This is a genomic window from Streptomyces xanthochromogenes (assembly GCF_014650455.1).
Classification (GTDB): Bacteria; Actinomycetota; Actinomycetes; order Streptomycetales; family Streptomycetaceae; genus Streptomyces; species Streptomyces xanthochromogenes.
Map to the genome: position 1 here is coordinate 229,955 of NZ_BMUZ01000009.1, position 22,042 is coordinate 251,996.

Here is a 22,042-nt window from a genome sequence, read left to right on the forward strand (position 1 = left end):
CGAGTAGATGAACGGGTTTCTGAACAACTCGCCCTCGGGGTAAGACTCTTGCTTCATGATCGCGTTCAGGTTCACTACGCGACCGTTTGATGAAGGGCTTGATCGCTCAAGCCCCCCTGCTTCAGGGTGCGTTACGCGGTCCATCCTGACGATCTTGACGCGCACCCTTGACTGCAACCCTTGAATGACTACCTTGGGTCCATGACGACTGAGACCACGCAAGGCACCCACTTCTGGTTCATGACGATCCACTCCCCCAACGCTGCCGGCTTCTTCATGAACAGCTATCAGGGGGCGTGGACTCCGGAGCCGAGCGCAACGCGGCTGGACACCTTCAATGCCATCCGCCGGTACGTCGACACGGAAGACGCGCGGGCCCGCGGTGGCATAGTCACCGCCTTCGACATCCAGCCCAACGAGCTCTGAGAGGCGCCGCCGTGACCAACAGGCCCCGTCTTATCCCGACTGGCAACTGCTGGTGCGGCTGCCAGCGGGAGGTCGGCCTCGGGAAGTTCTTCGCCCCGGGCCATGACAAGACGGCTGAAGCCGCACTGATCGCCCTCAGGTACGAGGGCAGCGTCCCGCACTTCCTTCACGCCCACGGCTACGGCCCTCAGCACTCCGTGACCGGAGACGCAGTGGAGAAGACCAACTGGGTGGAGTGCCCTTGCGGCTATCGCGGTGCACCATCCAGCGTCCGTCGCCACCAAGACAAGGCTGGCCACGGCGACATGGAGGTGTAGGCGTAGGCAAGCCCGCACACCGACGTCGTCATGGAGAAGTGAGGGCCATGACCATGAACAGTTCGTCCCGCACGAACATCGCCTTCTTCGTCCCGCTCCTCGTCGCCCTCGGCGTGTTCGCAGCGATCGTGCTTCCTGGCGAACTGGACGGTGCGCGCTTCGCTGTGGCCGCCGTGGCGCTCCTCGCCATCGCTCCCGGCGGCGCTTGGCTCCTCAGTCGTCTCCTGCGGTAGCCGCACAGCGAAGCGGCCCCGCCCTCCGGAGAGGACGGGGCCGCTCTCGCAATCAAGACGGAAACCTCGGGCCCACCGTTGCAGCGGGGGCTCAGTCACGGGTGCGCTCACGCCGTTGAGTTGCAGCACCGGAGCCCAGTATGGCAGCAAAAAGCTCCCGCCACTCAGAGAGTGTCGGGGAGTCTTGAGCCTCATCTGCCGCTGGCGAGAGCGCCAGGATCGGGACGATCAGGAACTCGTGAGCTGCCCGGCCTACTGCCGCTAGAGTCCGGGCGCATGAACATCCCTTGGGGCGACATCACTACCTCCGTCGCAGCTTGCGCAGGCGTGGTTGCCGCATTCGGCGCCTGGCGTGCAGCAGATCGCTCGGCCAAGACGGCCGATCTCGTCGCCAGCATCGAGCGTGAGCGCTGGCATGCCGAGCTCACACCGCAGTTCACCATCGAGTTGATGGAGACAGGGAACGGTCAGGCGGTGATCAACGTCCACTTGGATGGGCCCGATTCGCTTCGCCATCTCGACTCTGTCGCTATAGCCGTCGGCAACGACGACAGAGGGCGCACGCTCCTTCACCCGGAGGGGAGGCTGACGCAGGCCGACATTGACGCCCACGTCTGGGGGCCCTTCAAGTTCACGCCGGGCGCCAACGGAATCGACGAGCACGGGCGCGGGCCGGAACCATTTCCGCTGACCGTCGGCAGCGGTCAGCCTCGGGCGATGCAGCGCACGAGGCCTGGCCATTGGATGGACGGCAAGACTCAGGGGGTCTGGCAGGGCGAGTACGCAGGCAAGCCGGTCAGGCTGGTGTTGACGTGCCGACGCGGGGACGACGAGTGGATCATCCATCGGCAGCTGGAGAATCCGCCGTTCCAGTCAGCGGTATGACGAAAGCCCCCTCCCGTAGGAGGGGGCAGTCTCAGTCCAGTTCGGTCTCGTCGAGCTGCACGGCTGGGGGCTCTTGGAAGAGGTTCTGCCAGCTGGGTTGCGGCGGCGTCTGGGTGCCCGTTTCTGCGGGCGCTCCTGCGCCGGTGGCGCTCGCGTCTGGTGTGGGCATTACGCCTCCGGGTGGTACGGGATGAGCTCGGCAGGGACCGGCTCTTCGGGGAGCCCTGCGGCGATGAGGCGCCGGTTGGCGCGCCTGATCACCTTGAGGGCGGTGCGGAGGAGTTCTTGGAGACGGCCTTCACGTGCCTCGCCTTGCTCCATCAAGTCGGTCATTCGGTCGACTTTCTGCTCCAGCCGCGTGATCTTACTCTGCATGTCCTGCCAGATCGCAGGGCTGACCTGCAACTGGCCGGAGATTTCGACGACTTCGGCCGGAGCCGAAGCCTGGATCTCGCCGGATGGCGGGCGGGGCCCGCGCCGTCCGGTGTAGATCACGCCGATCAGGCCGATCACTGCGACGACGGCCCCCCACAGGCCGCTGTCAGCGCCCATGGCCGCCGCCTCTCAGGCCGTACTCCGGCCACCCATTGATCCGGATTGCGATGTAAACGAACACCCCCCATGTCACGCCCGACGTCCACGCCTGCGAGAACGAGCCGGAGATCCACGCGACGAAGTTGGCGCCGGACCACAGGCTCATGGGGAGCGTGGCCGCGGCGAATCCCCACCTGTCCCAGCGGGGGCGCGGCTCGAAAGCGAAGACGAGCGCCAGGAACCCGGCCACCATCCAGAGGGCGCCCCACCACTCCATGGGGAGAAGATTTGTCAGGACGCCTACGCCTCGCACAACGCCGTAGCGGGGATCCGTAGCGGCGCCGAAGCCGTAGAACGATTCGAAGATCCCGAACGCGGCGAGGATGGAGCCGCGGCGGCCCAGGCGTTTGGACAGCCGTCGGGCCGCCTGCACGCGTCACACTCCCTGCGGCCCGGCCGGCCGAGTGAGGGCAGCGGCGGGGACCGACGCGGTGACCTGGGTGCGGGTGTACGCGGCGACGGCTGCCGAGACGAACGCGAAAACAACGGCCTGGGTGTCCGGCGCCCAGTGCAGGCCGAAGCCGACGGCGGCGGCGATGGCGGCCTGGGTGAAGCCGAGGAACGCGGCGCCGACTCCGTCATGCACCTGGAACGCAATGATCAGCGCGACGATCGCGGCGGCGACGGTGTTGACGAGCGCCTGCTGATCAGCGCTGGCGTGAAGCCAGAACGCGCTGATGAGCTTTACGGAGGCGGCGACGAGGCCGAGGACGAGGGCGGGTTCCCTACCGAAGATCTTCATTGCGTGCTCCTAGTTGGCGAGGCGGGTGGCGAGATTCGCGGCGATGGCCGCCCCGAGGGCGTTGGCGAACGTGGGGCTGGAGGTGAGCTTGTCGGCGAGCGCCTGCAGCTGCGCATCGCTCACGACCGGCGCGGAGAGCGCGTCGACTTTCTTGCCGAGTGCGACAACGCCGGCCTGTGCGGCGGCGGCCGCGTTTGCGGCGTTGGCGAGGGTCTGGTGGACGTCCGGCTTGTCGCCGTGGGAGTACGACCAGACGTCGGCGGGGGTGGGCATGTCGTCCTCCGGTTGGGGTTGGGTTCCGAGCGCCCAGGCGCGGAGTGCGGTGGCGTCGAGGTGGCAGTAGTCGCGGTCGACGTTGTCGGCGCTGTACTGGTGGAACAGCCAGTTGGCCTGGATGGCGGGGTCACCGGCGGCGCGGTTGGCGGTGGCGATCCACAGGAAGTCGCCGTAGTAGCCGGTGGTGTCGACGTTGCGCCAGTAGTCTGTGTTGGCGTACATGCCGACCCTGTTGTTCGGCAGGCGGCCCTTGACGTACTTGATCCAGGCGTCTTTGTACGCGGCCTGCCGCGCCTTGGGGACGCCAGCGTTGGCCTTGTCGTAGCCCTCCCAGTCGAGGACGACGAGGTCGCCGGGCTTCCAGGCGACCTGGGACAGGAAGTAGTCGGCCTCGGCCTGCGGCGAGTTGCCCATGTGCGGGTAGTGGTAGGCGCCCCAGACCAGCCCATTCGCCTTGGCATGGTCGCGCTGGGTGTGCCAGACGGGATTGATGTAAGAAAGGCCTTCGGTGACCTTCACGAAGACGAAGGAGAGGCCGCTCGTGCTCGGCTGCGCGGACTGGTACGAAGCCCAGTCCTGCCCGTAGATCCCCATCAGAGCCCCTTGGCCGCGAGCCAGGTCCGGGCAGCCGCCGCCATTACCTGGTCAGCGCTTGCCGGAACTGGGGCCGGTGTTGGGGCCGGCGAAGGTTGGGGCTGCGGCATGGGGCTGGGCTTGCCAGTGATGGCCGCATAGTCCTGGCCGAGGGTGTACGTGTCGATGCCCGTCGGTGACTTGCCGTTTACGAACCAGTCGGCCGTGACGGGCAGCCAGATCTCGTCGACTTGGTGCACGTAGAACGAGGACGTCATGGCCTGCTCGGCGCCCCAGGTGACGACCTTCCAGACGGCCGGGCTGTAGGCGCCCACGAGGACGCAGTGGCCGCCGAGATTCCGGGAGCCTTTGACGTAGTCCCACGGCTTCCCGGCGTTGAACTGGTCTTCGGCGGACTGCGGCACGTTCATGCCGACGGACACCGCGCCGAAGAGCGCGATCGCCTGCTGGACGAGCTTGGTGTTACTGGGGTGGATCGACGCGTAGGCAAGGATCTTGTGTCCGGCGATGCCGGTCTTCATCCAGTACGCCATGACGTCCGCGATGTAGCAGCCCGTGTCGGTGGACTCGTTGCCCGGGACGAAGCCGCTGACGGCCTCGTAGCCGGTGAGGACGTCGTTGTCGCTGACCTTCACGGCCTTCCCGGACGCGTTGCGCGTCACCAGCTCAATGTGGTGACCGACCTCGGCGAACGTGCAGTCGCCGCACTCGTCGTTGAGGTACATCGGCCAGCTGGCGGAGTCGACGGGAGCCTGCCAGTCGACACTTGCGGGCGGGTCGGCAAGCGCCGGGGTGACGTAGTCCTCCAGGCGGAGCTGGGGCCGGGCGGGCTGCGCGGGGCGCTTCCCTCCCCGGAAGGTGATGTTGCGCGGCATCCGTGAATCCCTTCTGGCACGACAAACGCCCCGGCCGAAGGCTCGGGGCGTCTGGGGAGTGAAATGGCTGCTAGGCGGTGGCGCGGAGTCCTACTCCCTCGGCCAGGTACGTTGTCTGATCTTGAAGAGATAGGTCGTAGACGGGGCCGAAGTAGTCCTCATTCTCAATGCTGCGCACCCGGCGCCATACGTGCGTATCGGTCTCGCGGCAACGCCCGGCGCCTGCGGGCATGCTCAAGGTCCACCGAGGTTGCCTTGTCGCCGCTGCCGAGTTGAGGGTCGGCCGCGACCAAAGGATGCAAGGGTGGCGCCCGTTTGCCTGGGCTATGTCATACATCGCCAGCCCCAGGTCGGCGCTGATGGTGACGCCTTCGACGCAGCCGTCTTTGCGCTGACATCCGTCACCGTCGATCCAGCCTCCCAACATGGCTGCAAGGAACTCTCGAGAACCGCCCATAAGGCTGTCGTGAGGCCGCTTTAGCCCGGACCCGTTGCCGCAGAGCCCAGACAGAAGCAGCGCCCACCCAGTTCCGTGAGCGGTCACGTTGATCGAGTTGTTCGGGCGATGCGCAACGTGCGCACTCACCCCCCAGCAGGTTCGGAGGAGGTGAACAGTCTCAGCCACCAGGGTGTCCGCCTCTTTCTTCGCGAACGTCCAGCGTGCTTTGGACGCGTCACAGGACCCTTCCGCAAGGAAGAGCCCCAGAAGGCGACCGGTGCTTTCGTCCAGATCAATAGTGTCTGGAAGCGCGTTTGCGTCGACACGGAGTCCCTTGCGTCCGGGGGGCCCAGCCCAGCGATTGCCACGAGTGAGTCGATGCGAGGCCTTGGTCACGAACTGCTCGACACTCACGGAATCCGCCGATCCGTCGAGGTACTTGGGAAGGCAAACCTCGTCGCTTGTGAGGAGCCCCCGTGCTGGCACCAATCCGCGCGCGGTGACGACAGGATGATCTCTCGTCAAGCGGAGATGCGAATGGCCCCACAGGACGAGCCGCACGAGCCTCGTTGGTTCGTCACGGACAGCCAAGCGGCGGACTTTCGCCGTACCCAGATCCGAGGTCACAACACTGTCGAGCAACCTGACTTCCGAAATGCGACGTTCAGAACCATCGGCCATGCGGATTCGCGTGCCTGGTAGGTGCGACATAGAAACGATTTTACGCTGATCGAGGGAGGGGATTTGGTGATTTGCGCGAGCGCCCCTTAAGAACATCCGCCCCTCGGACTCCGGAGCGATCAGGTGAAGGTGGGCGGCGAGAGCGTCAGGTTCGTCGTGTAGACCCGGTACTCCATGTCCTGCTTGGTGACGGTCATCGGGTTCACGACGCCGGCGGGCCACGGCTGGGAGTTGAACGCTTTGGCGATGCCGAGGGCGATCTCGTCCGTGACTCCGGCGCCGGCAGTCAGGACGAAGCCTCCGTCGTTCTCGCCGGTCTCGCTGCTGATGGAGAAGCTGAACTGGTACTGCGTGCTTTCGTTGACGCTGCTCACGGGGTGCTCCTCGCTATCGGCTGATCCAGAAGACGCGCATGGAGGGCGCAAAGAGGCCGCCGACGGTGGTCGATAGGGCGGACGTGCTGGAGTGGGCGCACATGATCTCGATGTAGTCCGTGGTGCCGTTGCAGGTGACGAACGAGGTGGTTTGGATGCCGTGGAGGACGGCCTGCGTCGGGTCCATCGAGGCGCCCGATCCGATGACTGCGCCGCCGTTCAGGCCTACCTGGATGCGGCGGTCACCAGCCGTGTTCGCCACCCAGCCCGCGTTCCCTGCCACGAAGTACAGGCCGGCCACGGTCGGGGTGTAGCGGGAGGTGTTGGTGACGGTGCTGTGTCCGCCGTCGGGGTCCAGGAGTTCGGTGTCCATGGTCAGCGCGGTCATGGCGTTGGCGTTGGGTATGGACTGGGCGCTGGACTGGTAGCCCCAGAACACGGGCGGGCCGAGAGCGAAGTTGTTGAAGTCGCGGACCTGCGCGTTCCAGGTTGCCGACGTGACGAAGAGTCCTGGCGATTCGGTGACGGCTACGGGGACGGTACGGGCCATCAGCCCCTCCTAATATGCGAAGGCGACGGCGTCGAGTGCGGCGACGGCGTCCCAGGTGGTGGGGTCGGTAGTCCCGGCCGGAAGGACCTCGCTGATCAGGTCCCCGGCTGTATGGGCTTTGGTGGTGGCTGCGGTGAGCGTGATGACGGCGCTGGTCCAGCCCGTCGAGGTCACGCCGACTGCCGAGACGGTGACGGTCTCCTGGTTGGCGGTGTTCTGCCCGAGAACGATCTGCGTCCCAGCGGCCAGCTGGGATGCGAGCGGGTTGGTGTTGTCCTGGCTGTTGTTGATCGTGATCGAGGTGACACCGCTGGCGACGGTCGTCTTCAGCGTCGTGTGCCAGGCTGCGAAGATCGCATAGGGCGTGGTGTCTGCCGGGGAGCACTGCAAGGTGACGGTGGCTTCGCCGTTGTCGTCCCAGTCGATCTTGATCGACTCGACGAAGCATTCGATCTGGATCGCGTTCAGGTTCGGGGGCCGCCTCATCACTCGCACCCGGGTGCCGAGTTCGAGGCCGAGGACCACCGGCCACAGAGCCGGGTACGCCGAGGGGTGCAACTTGAGCGAGGAGACCCGCGTCGAGGGCTGCTTGTACCGAGACAGGAGGTAATCGGCGGCATCTTGGCATTCTGCTGCCGACGACGAGTTGATACTTCGGGTCAGCGTCCGCGGCATGTACGCCTGGATGGACGTGGCGTCCTGCGCGGCAAAGGTCTGCCCGGTGCCGCTCTGTGTGACCGTGATCTGGTTGGCGAGGTGCGTCGGGTCGTAGTCGAGCTGACAGTCCTCGTAGGGGAACTCGCCAGCCGCCACGTTCTCCCCGAATGTGTACGCCGGGGTGAGGGCGTTGTACCGGGCGGCCCTGGAACGGAAGTTGACGCGCCCGTTCGTGCCGACGAAGTGCTCGCCGTTCTCGGTGTCCACGACGGCTTGCAGGGCCGTGAGGGCGTCCTGTCCACCGAACGCGGCTGGCCCCATGCTGGTGGTGAGGCCGGTCTGGATGTTCGAGAGGGCGGTTGAGCCAGCGTATTGCAGAATGCGGCTATAGCGGGCATCAGTGGACTCGCCCGTGAACGAGTTCTTCCACGCCGCATAGATCGCGTCCGTGTTGTTATTGAACAGGTAGCTGCTGAATTCGCAGGCGAACGCGATGTCGCCCTGCCAGTTATCTCCTGCGGCACCGCCGAGACCGATGTCATACCAGGCGCCGAGGGAATCTGAGACGAGGCCGGTCGGGGTGATGGCTGATGTGAAGCCGGTGAAGAACCAGTTGTTGCCGTCGAGGGAAGTTCGGATCTCGCCGGCGGCCTGGTTCCATCCGAAGATCGCAAGGTGCCAGTTACCGTCGAGGACGTTGGGAAAGCTGCCGTTGTTGGCGGTGAAGGTCGTGTTGCCGAAGGAGCCGGTTGGGCCACCGATGACCAGATGCAGGTGGCCGTCAGGGAATATAGACAGGAAGATCCTGGAGCCGGTGGCGAAAAGCCCCGTTGCAGCGTGCTGACGGTCCATCGATGACCAGATGCACGCCGCGTCCGTTGGCGTCGGCCCCGTGTACCGGAACGCTACGCACCTCGTCCAGGAAGCCGGGTTGGTCGGTCCGGTAATTCCGGCGGTGGTTAGGTCGATTACCGAAGAGGCGAAACCTCCGCCCTGGCCCGGGCTCGGGTTGGTGAAGGTTGTAACGGTTCCGGAGCTACCAGTGAAGATGCCATTCAGTGGGTCCGTGGCAGTGATCTGTGTACCGGCGGCAATCACGCCCGGCCCGTACTTTGACCTCGCGATCCCGGCGGCGTTGTAGGCTCCGAACGCTTCCGTAAAGGTCGTCGAGCCCGCTGGGTCATCGAGCCGGTACGCGAAGCGCGGAGACGCTGCGTTGATAGCTTCGGTCAGTGGATCGTCGAGCTTGACCTGCGACAACAGTGCAAATGCATCAACAGCCGTGGGGCTCACTGTGCCGTAGGTGCCGTACTTCCACGTGGGAGTCCAGCGCTCGACGAATCCCTCGTACATCGGGTACCAGACCCCGGGCTGCACCCAAGCGCTCGCCGAGCCGCCTTTCTCGAACTGCCAGGCGTCGACCTGGATCGAGCACGTGGCAGCGGCAGTGGCGGCGACCACGGCGTCGATATCCACTGCCATGGCCCCGGCCGGCGCGGTCGCTGTGACCGTGATCAGAGTCCAGGAGGCTGTGGCCGACCCGGTCAGGGTGACGGTGGATCCGTAGGTGAAGGAGGTCGCTGGGGCGAGTGGTGCGAGATACCAGCCGATGCCCGCCTTCACCTGCAACGTGGTGGACGGGGTGACGTTCCGGATCCGCATCTGCATCGTGTACGTCTGGCCGGGCAGTACCGCCGGCTCCATGGTGCGGCAGATCCGAGCTCCGACCGCAGATCCGCTCGGCACGCCGAACTGGAGAACATTCGAGCCTTGGTAGGCCGTGGCAGAGGTGACGATGATGCCGGAAAATGTGGGGTCGGTGTCGCTGAAGATGTCGGCGTTGTAGACGTTGGCGCCGACCGCGTAGCCGCCGAGGTCCCCGCCCGTCGCCATGATCTGCGACAGGAGGTTGATGGACGGCGGCCACATGGCACGCTTGCGGTAGGGCTGGTAGGGCGCGACGTGCCCGTAGAACGGACCGCTGCTGTTGGTCGGGTCGAGGACGCCGTCCGTGTTGGCGAGAGTCAGGGACAGTTCGCCGGTTCGGACTTGGTCGAGCTCGTATTGGCGTCCCCGCTGGCTGCCGCCCGTTCCCATGGTGCGGCCGGTGACCTCGACGAAGCGGTCCCATGGGGCGCCGCCGTTGGCGTTCCAGTACGGCGCCCAGCCGTCCTCGATCAACGGCCAGTTGGGGTTGTTCGCCATGCTCGCCTCCTCACCTGGTGGACTGGTAGGACTGCCAGGTCTGCGAGTTGCGGGCACCGAGGCGGACCATCTGCTGTTCGACCTTGTCCCTGAGATCCCGCTCGGCGAGGATCGAGCCCTGCGCGCTGATCGTCACGCTGTAGTTGTTGATGATCGTGGCGCCCCCTCCTCCCATAGCGAGCCCTGGTGTTCCGAGGGCGCCGGCTCCAGTTACCGCGGTTGCCAGGCCGCGGGCTGCGGTGGTGGCGTGGTGGGTGGCGTCCTGGATGCCTTGGGCGAGGCCTTGTGGGACGAACTGGCCGAGGTCGGCGAACACACGGGACGGCGACCGGATGCCAAGGGCCTTCTTGATGGCCGACTGCATCGATTTGGCGATCTTCACCATCTGGGCCTGGATCGCCTTCTCCTGCGACTGCAGACCCTTGATCAGGCCCTGCGCGGACTGGATGCCCGCCCCGTACATGGAGTCCGCGACCGCCGCGCCCGTCCCGTTGGCCGCCTTCTGCATTCCGGCCCGCATGGTGTTCATCTGCATGATCTGCGACTTCGATGCCGCCGCCAGGGCGGTCGCCGTAGCACCGGCCTGGTCGACGCCAGCCGTGGCGAGCTGACTGATCTGGTCGGTGCTCAGCCCCTTGGAACGGAGCACTTGCAGGTCGGCGGCGAACTGCGTTGCCTTCGCGACCTGGGCACTCATGCTGTTCAGCACGTCGGACGCTGCCATCGGCCTCGTCGCGTCGGGCGAGGCGGTGATGATGGATACGTTCTGCATCATCCCGGCCGAGACCGCGTCGCGTTCCTTCGTCCAGTCCTTTTGGAGGCTGGTGAGACTGGACTGGGCCGCCTTGATGCGGGCTGCGACGCTGTCGCGGTTGTTGGCGAGGCGCAGGAGCGCCGAGTTGTCGTTGGCGACCAGTCGCTGCAGGGATTTCTGTGCCGTCCCGAAGTCGACGTAAAGGGACCGGGCAATGTGCGTCGTAGCGGTCTTGACGCTGGCCGTTGAGCCGGTGAGGCCCTGCAGGAGACCGTGCATGACGTAGCCGCCGAGAGCTGCGAACTTGCGTGACGGCGATCGGATTTCGAGCTCGTCGGCGAAGGCGGACACGGTGCCCTGAGCGATACCGACGGCTGCACTCTGGACGTTCGCGAAGCGGCTGTTCATGCCGTTCACGAGGCCCTCGATGATCATCTGTCCGGCGCCGTGCAGCAGGACCCGGTCGCGGGCGGGCGGGCCCTTCCACGAGGGCAGCAAGCTCGTGAGGTGCGACAGCGTGGACTGCACCTTGCCGAACGCAGACTCGATGCCGTTGAGCAGGCCATTGATGATGTCGCGCCCGGCACTGACGAGCCAGCTTCCGGCGCCGCGCAGGGCGCCCATCACTTTGCCCTGGATCCCTGTGATCAGGTTCAGGATTCCGGCGACGGCAGTCTGTACGGCCTGCCGGGCGCTGTTGATCGCGTTGGTGATGGTCGAGCGGATGCTGTTCCACGCCGATGACGCGATCGATTTGATGCTGTTCAGCGCCGAGTTCCACATGCTGCGCAGTTCGTTGATCCTCGACTGCACTGCGGTATAGATCGCCATGATCGCGTTGGCGATGGCTGACTTGATCGCATTCCAGACCACCGACGCGACCGCCTTGATCGCGTTCCATGCCGTCGACCAAGCGCCAGCCAGGGCACTGGACACGGTCTGCCAGATGGAGACGAAGAAGTTGATCGTCGCCGCGAAAGCGGTCTTCAGTGCGTTCCACACGGCCAGGCCGACCGTCTTGATGGCGTTCCACGTGAACGTCCATGCGGTCTGGAACCACGTGGTTTTCACCGCGATGAACACGATCGCCGCCACGAGAGCGGCAAGCGCGAGGATGATCAGCGAGATGGGGTTGGCGTCCATCGCCACGTTCAGCGCCCACTGGGCAACGGCCGCGGCCTTCTCCGCCACAGTCGTTGCGATCAGCGCGATCTTCTGCGCTGTCCACGCCGCAGCCGCCCGCAGACCTGCCACGGCACTGGCTGCCATGGACTTCATGAAGTCCAGCGACGCGAGCGCCGCGGTCCTCATCGCCGTTCCGACCGTGGAAATGCCTGAGGCGAGACCTGACCAGGCGGCCCTGCCTGCCGAGGCCGCGGCAGTACCGACAGAGCGCCCGAAGTTGGCGACAGCCGTACCGGCCTTGGAGGCGCCCGACTTGAGGCCGTCCCAGGCGTACATGCCCTTCAGGCGCATCGTGTCGAACGCACTGCTGGCGCCAGACGCCACGCTCCCCCACGGGACCTTCTTGATGACACCAGCGATCCCGGTGACCGCCTTGAACAGCGGGCTGACGGCGCCTGCAATGAATTTGAGGACGGAGCCGGTCAGGACGACGCCGATGGCTATGGCGAGACCTTCGGTGGCGGTCTTGTGCTGCTCGAAGAAGCTGACGACGGACAGGATCACGGGGATCAGCTGGGTGCCGATGGTGATCGCCGTGGTCGTGACGGCCTCTTTCAGTTTGCCCATCTGGACGTTGAAGGACTTCTGGGTGATGTCCCAGCCTTCGACGTCCTTGCCGCCGTCCTTCATGGACTTGGCGACCTTGTCGACGCGCTCCTTGAAGCCGTCCGTGTTCTCACCGGTCAGCTGCAAGGTCGTGTTCAGGCCGATGGCGCCGCCCGCCATCTTCTTGATGGCCTCGGTGTACGTCTGGGCTGCCGGGCCGCCCTTCTTCAGCTCGGCGTTGAACCCGGTGGTCTTCTGCAGCAGCGTCTTGAACTGGTTGCCCATCGCGTTCTGATCGGCGGGCAGCGCCTTGATGGCCTTGGCGAACGCACCGGTGCTCATGGCCCCGGTTTGCAGGTCCGTGGCCAGCTTCTGGACGGGCGCGGGCATGCTCTTGAGCATCGTTTGCAGGTCCGCGCTGGCTTGCTTGGTCTTGTTGAACGAGTCGAGCAGGACGGTGCCGGACTTGCCCATCTTCGACAGGACGGTCTGGGACAGCAGGTCGAGGGTGCCGGTCAGTCCGCGCTGGCCCAACTTGGTGGACACATCTGTCGAGGACAGGCCGAGGCGCTGCATCTCCTGGACGGCGACATTGTTCGGTGCGGCCAGGCTGCGGATGGTGGCGGCGAGTTCCTGGGTGGCCTCGCGTGCCGAGGTGCCGTGCTGCGTCAGCGTGGCAATGGCGCCGCCGACCTGGGCAAAGCTGATCTTGTTGGCCGAGGCAATAGGAATAACGGTGGACAGAGCTCCGGAAAACTCCTCCATGGTGATCTTGCCCTCGCCTGCCGCCGTCTTGATCGCGTTCATGACGCTGACCGAGTCGGACGCCTTGAGGTGGTACGAGGCCATGACGCTGGTCATGGCATTCGTGACGTCCTTGAGCGATGCACCTTCCTCGCGCGCGCCCTGAGCCGCGGCCTTCAAGACCTTGAGGCCGTCGGCTCCTCGGTAGCCGGCCTTCTCGACCTGGTACATGCCGTCGGCGAGCTCTTTCGTCGACGTGCCGGTCTCACGGGCCAGCGACAGGACACCGTCCGAGACCATCTTCAGCTTCGACGTCGACTCGCCACAGGCCGTCACCAGGAGGTTCATCTGCTGCTGGAAATCACCAGCCGCTTTGACGCCGTAGGCGACAAAGCCGAGCCCCACGACGGTGGTGGCTTTGCCGACCTTGGTGAGCATCCCCGAGAGGCCGCCCATGCGCTGGGTGAACGTCTCGCCCGACGCCCCCGCCTGGGTCATCCCCGAGACGAAAGGCGCGGTCTCGGCCCGGAGGCGAACAAAAAGATCGGCAACTTCGGACATGAGCACCGCCCCTCAAGTCCTGGTGGGCGGTGCGCGGATCAGATGCGGGGCCAGCCGACCCGGTAGACGCTCATGTACAGCTGCGGTGCGACGACGGTGATCCCGAACCGGTAGGCCGGTCCGAGGAACGGATAGATCGCCCCGTTGCGGAGCCCGGTCTCCAGGGCAAGGCCGTACACGGAAGCGGGCGTCTTGCCGTAAGGCGGGGAGATACCGGCGCCGGTCCCGACTCTGGTTTCCCAGCCGGCGCCGTAGGACACGACCGGGGTGTGCGTGATGGAGCGGCGTAGCGTGCCCGAGATAACCGCCGGCCCGCTTCCCGGGTGGGCGGGTGTGGGGGTGCCGCGTTTGTGGGCGCCGCTGGACGCGTTGACCTTGGCCTGGCGTTCGATGGCGTTCGCCAGCTGCGTCAAAACAGTGCGGGACTTGACCTGCCCGTCTGCGGCGATCTCGGCGAACAAGGCCCGGAAGATCCCGGGACGCAGTTCCATCGCCTCACCCCCGGGCGTCGCGTTCGGCCTTGCTGCGGGCGCGTTGGGACTCTTTTTCCTCTTGTTCGCTGATCATGCCGAGGAAGTCGAGGGTGTAGCGGCGCACGTAAAGCGGTGTGGCCTGGAGCTGCTCCCAGGACCAGTGCATGCGCCGCATCAGGATGAAGTCGGCCCATTCAGCGGGGTAGTCGTCGCTGCCCCACGTCCCCTCGATGATCGATTCGACCGGGAGGAGAACGTCCTCGTAATACGAGGAGCCAGGGCCTACTGAGGGGAGACGGTCGCGTTGACCTCGTCCATCATCCGACTGATGATCCGCATCGGCAGCCGGGCGACGTTATCGACATTGATCGGGCCGATCCGAGGCTGAGCGTCCCCTGATCCCAGCGACTCAAAAAGCGCGACAGGGTCGGCGTCTTCGGAGATCTCCAGCGGCGGTGTCTGGGAGGCGTCATAGACCTTCCAGGCGACGATGAGCCGGGCGAACACCTCGTACATGACCTTCTGGGCGTCATCCGGGTCGAGGGGCTGGCCCTTGTCGTCAGTCGGTACGTCCCTGGGGGTGATCTCCCGGGGTGGCAGCAGCTGCGGGTTACGCATCAGCACCGAGACATCGTCGCCCAGGTCGGGGAACTGCATCAAAACGTAGGGGCTCGTGTAGCCAGGCATGGTGGTGCTCCAAGCTGAGGGCGTCGAGGGCGTCAGACCCCGGTCGTGCCGTGACGCCCTCACGTGCGGCACGACCGGGGAGTTAATCGTCAGTAGGCGGACGTGGTCCAGTTCTTCAGGACGACCTGCATGGCACCGCCGTCGGTGGCGTTGTTGATGCCGGAGATCTCGAAGTCGGCGGTCACGTAGGTGCCGGACTTGTCGTAGCCGCCCTTGGACCAGCCGGGCGCGGTCGTCGTCAGGGTCAAGGAGGCCCCGCCGGCGACCAGAGGCTGCGTGAGAACGGCGGACGTCGGGGACGTCTGCAACGCCTGCAGGTACTGGTTGTAGTCCGTGTCCGACTCGTAGATCGCCTTGTACTTGATGTCGGCGTCCAGGACCCCGGAGAACACCTCGCGAGGCTGCTGCGAGCCATTGGAGGCGTGGATGGCCTCGACGTCGCGCTTCAGGGTGAGGTCGTAGGACAGGCCGCGTGTGGAGGCACCGCCGGAGTTGGTCATGGCCCACTGCCAGCCGAGCATCGGCTGAACGGCTGTGAACGTAGGGGCGGACAGGCTGCCTTGGATGGCGCCGATCCAGCCGGTCATCTTGGCGTCGAGGGTCGCCATGCCCTTCGGGTCGATCTTGAGGCCGACCTCACCGAGCATGCAGCCCGGGTAGCCCCAGCCTTCGAGGACGTTGTAGTCGACGAAGGAGTACGTCGGCTTGGCGACCGTCGCGGATTGCTTGAACGTGTGCGTCGTCTGCGACAGAACGGTCACGGCCGAGCTGTGCGCCTTGGTGAGACCGCCGACCGGCGTGGTGATCGGGATCGTGTACGGCCCGGAGCCCGACGGCGTACCGGTGATCGCGTACTCCAGGTTGGCGGCCGTATCGATCGCGATCGTCGAGCCGGCCGGGATCGTGGCCGCCACCGAGATCGACGTCGCGCCGACGGTCGTCGACGCCGACAGGGTCGTCGAAACGCCCGCCGACACCGTGTCCGGGCCGATGATCCGCAGAAAGTAGCCGAGGCAGTCCGGATACGCAGGGAGCTCCACTGACGCGGAGGTCTCCCCCACACCCTGGTACAGGCCTTGCAGGTTGGTGTCGCTGGCCCGGTAGGAGACGTCCTTGAGCTGCGTGTACTCGATGTTGAAGTCGGACTTCGTGACCGGAATGTAGAACGTGGGTGCCAGGAAGGTGCCCTGTACGGACTCCTTGGCGATGCCGATCCATCCGAGCCGGGAGAGGAGTGTCACTGCGGCTCACCTCCCTTGCCGTCCTCGGCGGACGCGGTCTTGCGAGGGCGGGACTTGGCCGCCTCGACGGGGGACTTGTCGTGCTCGGGATCCGGCTCGTCGTCGACGGCCGTCCAGCCGTCCAGGAGCACCGGGCGATCGGTGACGTCGCCCGACTCGACGACGTAAGGCAGCTGTTCGGGCTCGTCGTCGGTGGCCGGCGTGGCCGCGAAGGTCCACGCGTAGGGGGTCGTGTTGCGCTGGCGCACAGGGCTCTCCCGTGTCGGGTCGTGGGAAAGCCCCCGGCCAGACGGCCCGGGGGCTGGAAAAGGGGTGGGGGTCAGCCGTTGATTTCGATGTCGTCGGCCGAGTAGCTGACGACGCACGTGAGGTCGGCTCGGTCGCGCAGCGACGGCTCGGGGTCGGCGAAGTCGATGCTCACCTCGGCCGGGTCCTCGGCGACGCTGAGGAATCGGCCGCCGTGGGTCTTGTCGAGCATCAGGCCGCCAATCCGCTGCAGGACAAGCTCGATGGCGTTGTCCAAGGCCTGCTGCGGGGTTTCGGCGGCTCCGGTCGGGGAGGATGCGGGCCAGATGATCCGTAGCTCGATCTGGTGGCGGGCCATGCGGCGCACGTGCGCGGTCCGTACCTCCTGAAGGCGCCGCCGCATCACGTACAGCTGGCATCGGCGCTGGACCGGGGTGCGCGGGAGGTACCCCTGCACGATGTCGAACGGGCCGCCGTCCGTCGTGAGCAGGGCAGGGAGTCCGTCGGCCGGGTCGTAGGCGGTCAGCCAGGCAGTTTCCCGGGCCACCGCATCCGCACTGCTCACACCGGCCCCCAAGTGGTCTAGGTGGGCTGGTATTTGCAGAGGATGGCCTCGGCCTGCGCCGACAGGACACCCCGGTCGTGCCCGAACTGGGTTCCCGCCGGGTCGATCTCGCCGAGCACGTCGCTGGCCGCGATGAGCTTGCAGGCGCGGCCGAGGTCGGCTGGCACCGTGCTGTAGCCGCCGTCATAGGTGACGCGAATCCACGAGCCGACCGGCAGGAACGTGCCCAAGCCGAACCAGACGTGCCCCGAGTCGGCCTCCGGGCCGAGCAGGGACGCCACGGTGACGGTCTGGGATCCCCCGTAGGAGCGGAGGATCGTCACTCCGAGGTTCGCGTAGTTCCACAGCTCTGGGTAGCGCGGCGCGTATTCGTTCAGCCAGACGTGCCGCACCTGGTCGCCGGCACCCAGCGCGTTCGCATACGAGGTGCCGAGCGTGCCCTGCATGTCCATCGGCATCGATCCGGCGTCCGCGTACTCGTCCGGGTCGATGCCCTGCGCCCGGTGCGACTCCTGCACGGCGGTGAAGGGCGCGAGGCGGCGGCCGGCGATGCCTTCGCACTGCCGGGTCGCCTCGATCATCAGCTCGTCGAGGGCGCTCGTGCTGTAGTCGCGGACCAGGTCGGCGAACTGCCCGGCCTTCAGGTCCGTAGCGGTGGCGAGCGGGACCAGGGAGTCCGCGGCCACCGGCTACTCCTGGGCAGAGGCAGGCTTGCGCCCGCCGCGGCGGGCCGGCTTCGGCGCCTCGACGTCCTCGCCCCGCGGGTCGACCTCGGAGTCTTCGGCCTTCGGGTCGATCTCCGAGAACTCGGCAGCCCGCTCGGGGTCGTCGTTGTGTGCCTTCGCCGCGTCGAGGTCCAAATCGGGCTCCTGAACGGGTCCGGCTTCCGGTTCGGGGGTGACTTCGGAGAATCCGGCGTCGTCGATCGCCAGCAGCGCGGCGATCTGGTCGGGGTCCTCGATCTCGACGATCGCGCCGTCGGAGGTCCAGGTGTGGCCGAAGCTGTCGCTCCCGGCTGCGGCCTTACGGATGCGTGCCATGGGTTCGTACTCCCTTCTGAAATGCCGAAGGCCCCGCTGATGCAGGGCCTTCGGTTAGATGTTGAGGCTTCTATGTGGGGTCGGCCGCTTGCTGCAACGCCTTAGCTCGGGCCCGCGATCGCCTCGTGGCCTCTCGTGCGCATTGGCGGCACCCACCCCTGTCGCCACCGATGCGACCGTGCTCCGCGTACAAGTGGCCGTTTCTGCACTGCAGTTTGGGTGCTGGTGGCTTGGGCGGATTCAGGATGCGCTGTCTCGCTCGCCACTCGGCTGTGTATCGACGCTCACACGTCCGACATGCGCGCTTCCCGCTCTTGCAGATCCTCAGGTTGTCGCCTGAGTACGGGTGCCCTGCCACGCAGTGGGTCTTGTTGCGCTGGAATTCGGCGCCGTTCTCCCAAGACTTGGCCCGCCGCAGGTTCTCCGCCTTCGTTACGCAGTCCAGATGCGCTGGGTTTACGCAGTTCCGAACACGGCAGAGGTGGTCGATGGTCATCCCTGGCGGGATCGGGCTCTGAGAAAGCTCGTAGGCCAGGCGGTGGGCAAGGTAGGTCTTGCCCCTACTGCTGAACTGGCCGTAGCCGTTGGTCGAGCCGAGGGGCTTCCAGAGCCAGCACGCGTCGACATCCCCGACGTCAACCTTGCTCCAGAACCGCATCACGGTAGCGTTGTCCATGTCGGACCTCTCATCCAGGTTCGTCCACGCCCCGGGGGTGTTTCAGCACCCGCCGGGGTCTCAGTAATTCTAGCTAACTCGCCCTGTAACAGGGCGAGTTAGCTATGCCGAAGGCGTCATCACGAGCTCAGGGTGGCCGTGACGCGGCTGAGCCGGCCGAGGTAACGAGGTGCGCGAACCGCGAGGGTCGTGTCGGAGACGATCGCGTAGGGCAGCTGGTCCGGGCCGGACGTGGTCGGGTACACGTCCAGCGGGGTCAGCTCGCGCACGTAGGGCCGGACTACGAAGTTCGGGTCGCGCGCCATGAGGTAGATGTTCTCCTGGCCGGTAGCCGCGGGCTTGGCCGCCGCGTTGGTGCCGACGTAGGCGGTCGGGCCCTGGGCTGGCACGGTCGACGCGTTCTTCGGGGTGAGCTTGGTGCCGTCATCGACGATCGACGTGGTCAGCACCGGGGTGACGCCGTCAGCGGCGACACCGACACAGGCGTCGACGTAGCCGAGGAGCGTCTCGGTGCCAGTCCCGGTGCTCCGGTAGACCTTGTAGACGTTGGGCTGCGAGCCGTCGAGGCCGGTCGGCGTAGAGAACGAGAGGGTGACGGTCGACGTCGAACCCGAAGTGGTCTGCGAGACCTCGGTGGACGCCTGGATCTCGCCCTGTCGGGCGATGACCGGCACGATCTGGTAGTAGTACGTCGCCGCGGCGAGCGTGCCGCCGGTGGTAGCGGTCGCGGTGGTGACCGCGCCCATGCCGTAGCCGCGCGCCGACAGGAACGACGACTTGATGATCGGCACATCCCGGTAGGTCATGACGTTCAGGCCGCCGGCGACCTCGACGCGGTCGGAGAACCGCTGCTGCGCCTGGAGGAGCTGGGCCACCTTGGAGGCGGCGGTCGGCGACATGACCAGCATCCAGGACGCGTCCTGGATGGCCATGGCGGCCTGCTGCTCGACCATGTCGATGAGCTTGTCGAGGGCGCCGAGGGACATCGCGGCGTTGAAGTCGATGGCGTTCTGCCCGTTGCCGGAGAATGTGCTGACCAGCGAGTCGAGGCCATCAAACTGGGGGTACGCGCCGTACTGGGTGGAGGCGGAGTTGCCCCACAGCATGGCGTTCTCGATGTCCCAGTACAGGCCCTGAATCGAGCCCTCGATTTCCTGCTGCTTCAGATCCTGGGCCAGTCCGCGGGTGACGGCCTGGGCGTAGCCGGTGACGGCGCCGACGGCCTGCATGTTGCGGATCGTGAACTGGTTCTGCACGTAGGTGCTGTTGGAGACCGGGCGGGCGCCGCCGTCGGTGACGAAGCCGCCGGTGGCGCGCTGCGTGCGCTGGTTGAAGTAGTAGACCGTCGAGTCCCACTTGCGGGACGGGGTCGCTCGGACCAGTGGCGCGTAACGGCGCTGGTACTCGAGCAGCATCGGGTCGACGATCGTCGGGGTCAGCGCAGATGCGCCTGCCGCGGTCAGTGCCTCGCGGAGTTCAGCCTGGGACATGGTGGTGCCTTTCAGGGAAGTGGGGGTACGACGAAGCCCCGCGCTTGGGCGGGGCTGGGTGACCATCACTGCCGTGAGGCACCAGCGAGGCTGGCGGTCGGGAGAGGCTCAGGATGCGGTGCTGTTAGCTACGGGGCTCACGGTCGCCGAGGATCGCGGTGACGATGGCCTTGCCTGCGGTCGGGCGCCACTCCTCGTCGGTGTACTCGTGCAGCGGCTTCTGCGGCCAGCTCTCGGGCAGGCCGCTGGAGACCGTCGACGATTCGGTGACCGGCTTCACGAGGCCCTTGCGGGACGGCCCGGCCGCCTCGACGTGCTCCTGCACGGCCGTCGGCAGGGCCTTGGCGATGCCCTCGGCGACGAGCCGCTGGATCCGCTGGTCTTCCGTCTCGGTCACCTCAACGGCGGGGGCCGCCTCAGCTACCGGCTCGGCCTCCGCGGACTCCACCGCGGCGGGGGCCGGGGTCATCGCGGTGACGAACCCTGCAAGGGCGTCGCTGAGCTTGTCGATCTTCGCTCCGAGGGCGTCCATACCATCGGTGCTTCCCGGGGTCTCGGCCGCCGGGGTGGTGGACTCCGCCATGGCGGGCTCCTTCTCCTGGGTGGGGTCGGCCGCCGGCGTCTCCGGTGCCGAAGTCTGTGCGATCTCTGCGTGCTTGCGATCGATCGCTTCGTTGACCATCGCCGCAGTGACGATGGTGCCGGGGCTGAGCTGGCCGGACTCGTGTACGAGCCGCCAGTGCTCTGCTGTCATCGGCGCCCCGGCCGCGACGTAGGAGACGCTCTCCCCCATGTCGCCGCTGTCGTCGTCTTCGTCGGTCTTGCAGTGCATGCAGGACTCGCACGCGCAGGGGCAGCCGCCGGGGGTGGCGGGGATGGCGCAGCCGCAGCCGCACGGGCAGTCCGCGCCCGCCGCAGATGCTGGAGAGCTGTCGTCGTCAGGTTCGCCGGGGACGTCGACGTCGGCGTCCATGTCGGGGTCGAGCTGCATGAGGGCCTGGCAGGCGCCGTCCATGGCCGCACGCCCGACCGCATCGAGGTCGTGCGGGTCGAGGCTCTGCGAGCTGACGGTCACGGTGGTCGGGCCGTTGGTCAGCGAGACGAACAGGTTCCCGGCGTCTGTCGAGTCCATGCCCCAGTACTCGGCGAGCGTCTCGGTGACCTGGGTGGTGGGGTCGATGAGCCAGCCCTCTTGGGCGGCCACCGTCACCCCGAAGCCCTTGAGGGCCTTGGTGATGCGCTGCTTGACCCGCTTCAACTGCGCGGCCGTGTAAGCCCGGGCGTTGTCGGCCTGGTTGATGTATGACCAGGCGGCCTTGGCGCGAGCCTTGGTGTCGAGGGGGTACCGCTTCTGCTTGTCCTTCTGGTAGCCGGGGTCCGCGAACGGCCCCTGCTCGCCGGAGGCGTCCGCCCCGTCGGCGGCTTCGGTGACGGTATGCACCAGCGCCTCCTGCACTGACTCGGTGATGAGCACCCGGCCCTCGGATGCGGTCTCTGCCGGAGCGCTGCCCGCCGGCGTGTAGGTGTCGACGCGCGCCCCGAGGACTCCCGGCTTCCGGGTGAAATCGAGGCCATCAAGTTCCAGATCGTCTGCGGTCTCAACGGGCACGCCGTCCGGCCCGGCCTGGCGCCGGACCTTGCCGACCCATGCGCCGCGGATCGACACCCCGGACAAGTACGGGGCGCCACCGGTGGTGTCGACGAGGGCGGCGATCGTCCGGGCCGGCTGGGTGTCTGCGAGGTCGGCTGAGTAGATGGCTCGCCCCGCCTCGTCCTGCTCGATGGCGGTGATCCGTCCGACGATCTGCGTGGAGTCGTCATCGGCCGCGTGGTGGGTGAGCATCGTGAGCGGCTGCGCGCCCTCGGCGAGTCGCTGCCGGGCACGAGCCACGGCGCGGCCGATGGCCTCGGCGGTGTAGAGGCGGCCGTTGCGGCTGACGCCGGGAACGAGGGCGATGCCGGAGACCGTTCCGAGAGTGCCCATGG

Annotated in this window: 24 protein-coding genes; 3 read left to right on the forward strand and 21 right to left on the reverse strand. The window is 66.6% G+C overall.

Features of this window, described 5'->3' with window-relative positions; genetic code table 11:
- Positions 1–201: 201 nt before the first annotated feature.
- The 3 genes from IE267_RS23845 (at position 202) to IE267_RS23855 (ending at position 1,861) form a co-directional block, all read left to right on the forward strand.
- Positions 202–426, forward strand: coding sequence for a hypothetical protein (locus IE267_RS23845; RefSeq protein ID WP_189764612.1), 225 nt, complete (start codon positions 202–204; stop codon positions 424–426).
- 364 nt (positions 427–790) lie between these two features.
- Positions 791–976, forward strand: a complete 186-nt coding sequence (locus IE267_RS23850) for a hypothetical protein (RefSeq protein ID WP_189764613.1) — start codon at positions 791–793, stop codon at positions 974–976.
- A 276-nt stretch (positions 977–1,252) separates the two neighbouring features.
- On the forward strand, positions 1,253–1,861 hold the full coding sequence (locus IE267_RS23855; RefSeq protein ID WP_189764614.1) for a hypothetical protein: 609 nt from the start codon (positions 1,253–1,255) through the stop codon (positions 1,859–1,861).
- 31 nt (positions 1,862–1,892) lie between these two features.
- Here the strand turns inward: IE267_RS23855 and IE267_RS23860 are convergent, their stop codons facing one another.
- From IE267_RS23860 to IE267_RS23965, 21 genes are all read right to left on the reverse strand, one after another.
- Complete coding sequence (locus IE267_RS23860) at positions 1,893–2,030, reverse strand: hypothetical protein (RefSeq protein WP_189764615.1); 138 nt, start codon at positions 2,028–2,030, stop codon at positions 1,893–1,895.
- Complete coding sequence (locus IE267_RS23865; RefSeq protein WP_189764616.1) at positions 2,030–2,413, reverse strand: hypothetical protein; 384 nt, start codon at positions 2,411–2,413, stop codon at positions 2,030–2,032. The genes IE267_RS23860 and IE267_RS23865 overlap by 1 nt, the downstream gene beginning before the upstream one ends.
- A complete protein-coding gene (locus IE267_RS23870) occupies positions 2,403–2,828 on the reverse strand; it encodes a hypothetical protein (RefSeq protein WP_189764617.1) in 426 nt (141 codons plus the stop codon). The genes IE267_RS23865 and IE267_RS23870 overlap by 11 nt, the downstream gene beginning before the upstream one ends.
- Positions 2,829–2,831: 3 nt before the next feature.
- On the reverse strand, positions 2,832–3,197 hold the full coding sequence (locus IE267_RS23875) for a hypothetical protein (protein ID WP_189764618.1): 366 nt from the start codon (positions 3,195–3,197) through the stop codon (positions 2,832–2,834).
- A gap of 9 nt (positions 3,198–3,206) precedes the next feature.
- Positions 3,207–4,067: a glycoside hydrolase family 25 protein gene (locus IE267_RS23880; RefSeq protein ID WP_189764619.1), complete on the reverse strand. Its 861-nt coding sequence runs from the start codon at positions 4,065–4,067 to the stop codon at positions 3,207–3,209.
- Positions 4,067–4,942 carry a hypothetical protein gene (locus IE267_RS23885; protein ID WP_189764620.1) on the reverse strand — a complete coding sequence of 292 codons (876 nt, stop codon included), beginning with the start codon at positions 4,940–4,942 and terminating at the stop codon, positions 4,067–4,069. Before IE267_RS23885 ends, IE267_RS23880 begins: the two co-directional genes overlap by 1 nt.
- Positions 4,943–6,181: 1,239 nt before the next feature.
- Entirely contained in the window at positions 6,182–6,436 is a 255-nt protein-coding gene (locus tag IE267_RS23895; RefSeq protein WP_189764622.1) for a hypothetical protein, read from the reverse strand.
- Positions 6,437–6,449: 13 nt separating this feature from the next.
- Complete coding sequence (locus IE267_RS23900; protein ID WP_189764623.1) at positions 6,450–6,986, reverse strand: hypothetical protein; 537 nt, start codon at positions 6,984–6,986, stop codon at positions 6,450–6,452.
- Between the two features lie 9 nt (positions 6,987–6,995).
- Positions 6,996–9,848 carry a hypothetical protein gene (locus IE267_RS23905; protein WP_189764624.1) on the reverse strand — a complete coding sequence of 951 codons (2,853 nt, stop codon included), beginning with the start codon at positions 9,846–9,848 and terminating at the stop codon, positions 6,996–6,998.
- Positions 9,849–9,858: 10 nt separating this feature from the next.
- Positions 9,859–13,638: a phage tail tape measure protein gene (locus IE267_RS23910; protein ID WP_189764625.1), complete on the reverse strand. Its 3,780-nt coding sequence runs from the start codon at positions 13,636–13,638 to the stop codon at positions 9,859–9,861.
- Between the two features lie 38 nt (positions 13,639–13,676).
- Complete coding sequence (locus tag IE267_RS23915; protein WP_189764626.1) at positions 13,677–14,099, reverse strand: hypothetical protein; 423 nt, start codon at positions 14,097–14,099, stop codon at positions 13,677–13,679.
- 34 nt (positions 14,100–14,133) lie between these two features.
- Positions 14,134–14,277, reverse strand: a complete 144-nt coding sequence (locus IE267_RS23920; RefSeq protein ID WP_189764627.1) for a hypothetical protein — start codon at positions 14,275–14,277, stop codon at positions 14,134–14,136.
- 116 nt (positions 14,278–14,393) lie between these two features.
- Positions 14,394–14,798: a hypothetical protein gene (locus IE267_RS23925; RefSeq protein WP_189764628.1), complete on the reverse strand. Its 405-nt coding sequence runs from the start codon at positions 14,796–14,798 to the stop codon at positions 14,394–14,396.
- 89 nt (positions 14,799–14,887) lie between these two features.
- Positions 14,888–16,039, reverse strand: coding sequence for a phage tail tube protein (locus IE267_RS23930; RefSeq protein WP_189764629.1), 1,152 nt, complete (start codon positions 16,037–16,039; stop codon positions 14,888–14,890).
- A complete protein-coding gene (locus tag IE267_RS23935; RefSeq protein ID WP_189764630.1) occupies positions 16,036–16,287 on the reverse strand; it encodes a hypothetical protein in 252 nt (83 codons plus the stop codon). The genes IE267_RS23930 and IE267_RS23935 overlap by 4 nt, the downstream gene beginning before the upstream one ends.
- Positions 16,288–16,358: 71 nt before the next feature.
- Entirely contained in the window at positions 16,359–16,850 is a 492-nt protein-coding gene (locus IE267_RS23940) for a hypothetical protein (protein ID WP_189764631.1), read from the reverse strand.
- 17 nt (positions 16,851–16,867) lie between these two features.
- Complete coding sequence (locus IE267_RS23945; RefSeq protein ID WP_189764632.1) at positions 16,868–17,536, reverse strand: hypothetical protein; 669 nt, start codon at positions 17,534–17,536, stop codon at positions 16,868–16,870.
- A 3-nt stretch (positions 17,537–17,539) separates the two neighbouring features.
- On the reverse strand, positions 17,540–17,890 hold the full coding sequence (locus tag IE267_RS23950; RefSeq protein WP_189764633.1) for a hypothetical protein: 351 nt from the start codon (positions 17,888–17,890) through the stop codon (positions 17,540–17,542).
- A gap of 70 nt (positions 17,891–17,960) precedes the next feature.
- Entirely contained in the window at positions 17,961–18,566 is a 606-nt protein-coding gene (locus IE267_RS40470; protein ID WP_189764634.1) for an HNH endonuclease signature motif containing protein, read from the reverse strand.
- Between the two features lie 119 nt (positions 18,567–18,685).
- Entirely contained in the window at positions 18,686–20,056 is a 1,371-nt protein-coding gene (locus tag IE267_RS23960; RefSeq protein ID WP_189764635.1) for an SU10 major capsid protein, read from the reverse strand.
- Positions 20,057–20,180: 124 nt separating this feature from the next.
- Complete coding sequence (locus IE267_RS23965; RefSeq protein ID WP_189764636.1) at positions 20,181–22,040, reverse strand: DUF6582 domain-containing protein; 1,860 nt, start codon at positions 22,038–22,040, stop codon at positions 20,181–20,183.
- Positions 22,041–22,042 lie beyond the last annotated feature (2 nt).

Excerpts from the sequence above, each read along its gene's own strand:
- IE267_RS23860 (WP_189764615.1), bottom strand. The coding sequence starts at position 2,030 with ATGCCCACACCAGACGCGAGCGCCACCGGCGCAGGAGCGCCCGCAGAA.
- IE267_RS23855 (WP_189764614.1), top strand. The coding sequence starts at position 1,253 with ATGAACATCCCTTGGGGCGACATCACTACCTCCGTCGCAGCTTGCGCA.
- IE267_RS40470 (WP_189764634.1), bottom strand. The coding sequence starts at position 18,566 with ATGGACAACGCTACCGTGATGCGGTTCTGGAGCAAGGTTGACGTCGGG.
- IE267_RS23850 (WP_189764613.1), top strand. The coding sequence starts at position 791 with ATGACCATGAACAGTTCGTCCCGCACGAACATCGCCTTCTTCGTCCCG.
- IE267_RS23960 (WP_189764635.1), bottom strand. The coding sequence starts at position 20,056 with ATGTCCCAGGCTGAACTCCGCGAGGCACTGACCGCGGCAGGCGCATCT.
- IE267_RS23950 (WP_189764633.1), bottom strand. The coding sequence starts at position 17,890 with ATGGCACGCATCCGTAAGGCCGCAGCCGGGAGCGACAGCTTCGGCCAC.
- IE267_RS23885 (WP_189764620.1), bottom strand. The coding sequence starts at position 4,942 with ATGCCGCGCAACATCACCTTCCGGGGAGGGAAGCGCCCCGCGCAGCCC.
- IE267_RS23910 (WP_189764625.1), bottom strand. The coding sequence starts at position 13,638 with ATGTCCGAAGTTGCCGATCTTTTTGTTCGCCTCCGGGCCGAGACCGCG.
- IE267_RS23905 (WP_189764624.1), bottom strand. The coding sequence starts at position 9,848 with ATGGCGAACAACCCCAACTGGCCGTTGATCGAGGACGGCTGGGCGCCG.
- IE267_RS23880 (WP_189764619.1), bottom strand. The coding sequence starts at position 4,067 with ATGGGGATCTACGGGCAGGACTGGGCTTCGTACCAGTCCGCGCAGCCG.
- IE267_RS23900 (WP_189764623.1), bottom strand. The coding sequence starts at position 6,986 with ATGGCCCGTACCGTCCCCGTAGCCGTCACCGAATCGCCAGGACTCTTC.
- IE267_RS23865 (WP_189764616.1), bottom strand. The coding sequence starts at position 2,413 with ATGGGCGCTGACAGCGGCCTGTGGGGGGCCGTCGTCGCAGTGATCGGC.
- IE267_RS23875 (WP_189764618.1), bottom strand. The coding sequence starts at position 3,197 with ATGAAGATCTTCGGTAGGGAACCCGCCCTCGTCCTCGGCCTCGTCGCC.
- IE267_RS23965 (WP_189764636.1), bottom strand. The coding sequence starts at position 22,040 with ATGGGCACTCTCGGAACGGTCTCCGGCATCGCCCTCGTTCCCGGCGTC.
- IE267_RS23845 (WP_189764612.1), top strand. The coding sequence starts at position 202 with ATGACGACTGAGACCACGCAAGGCACCCACTTCTGGTTCATGACGATC.
- IE267_RS23925 (WP_189764628.1), bottom strand. The coding sequence starts at position 14,798 with ATGCCTGGCTACACGAGCCCCTACGTTTTGATGCAGTTCCCCGACCTG.
- IE267_RS23920 (WP_189764627.1), bottom strand. The coding sequence starts at position 14,277 with ATGCACTGGTCCTGGGAGCAGCTCCAGGCCACACCGCTTTACGTGCGC.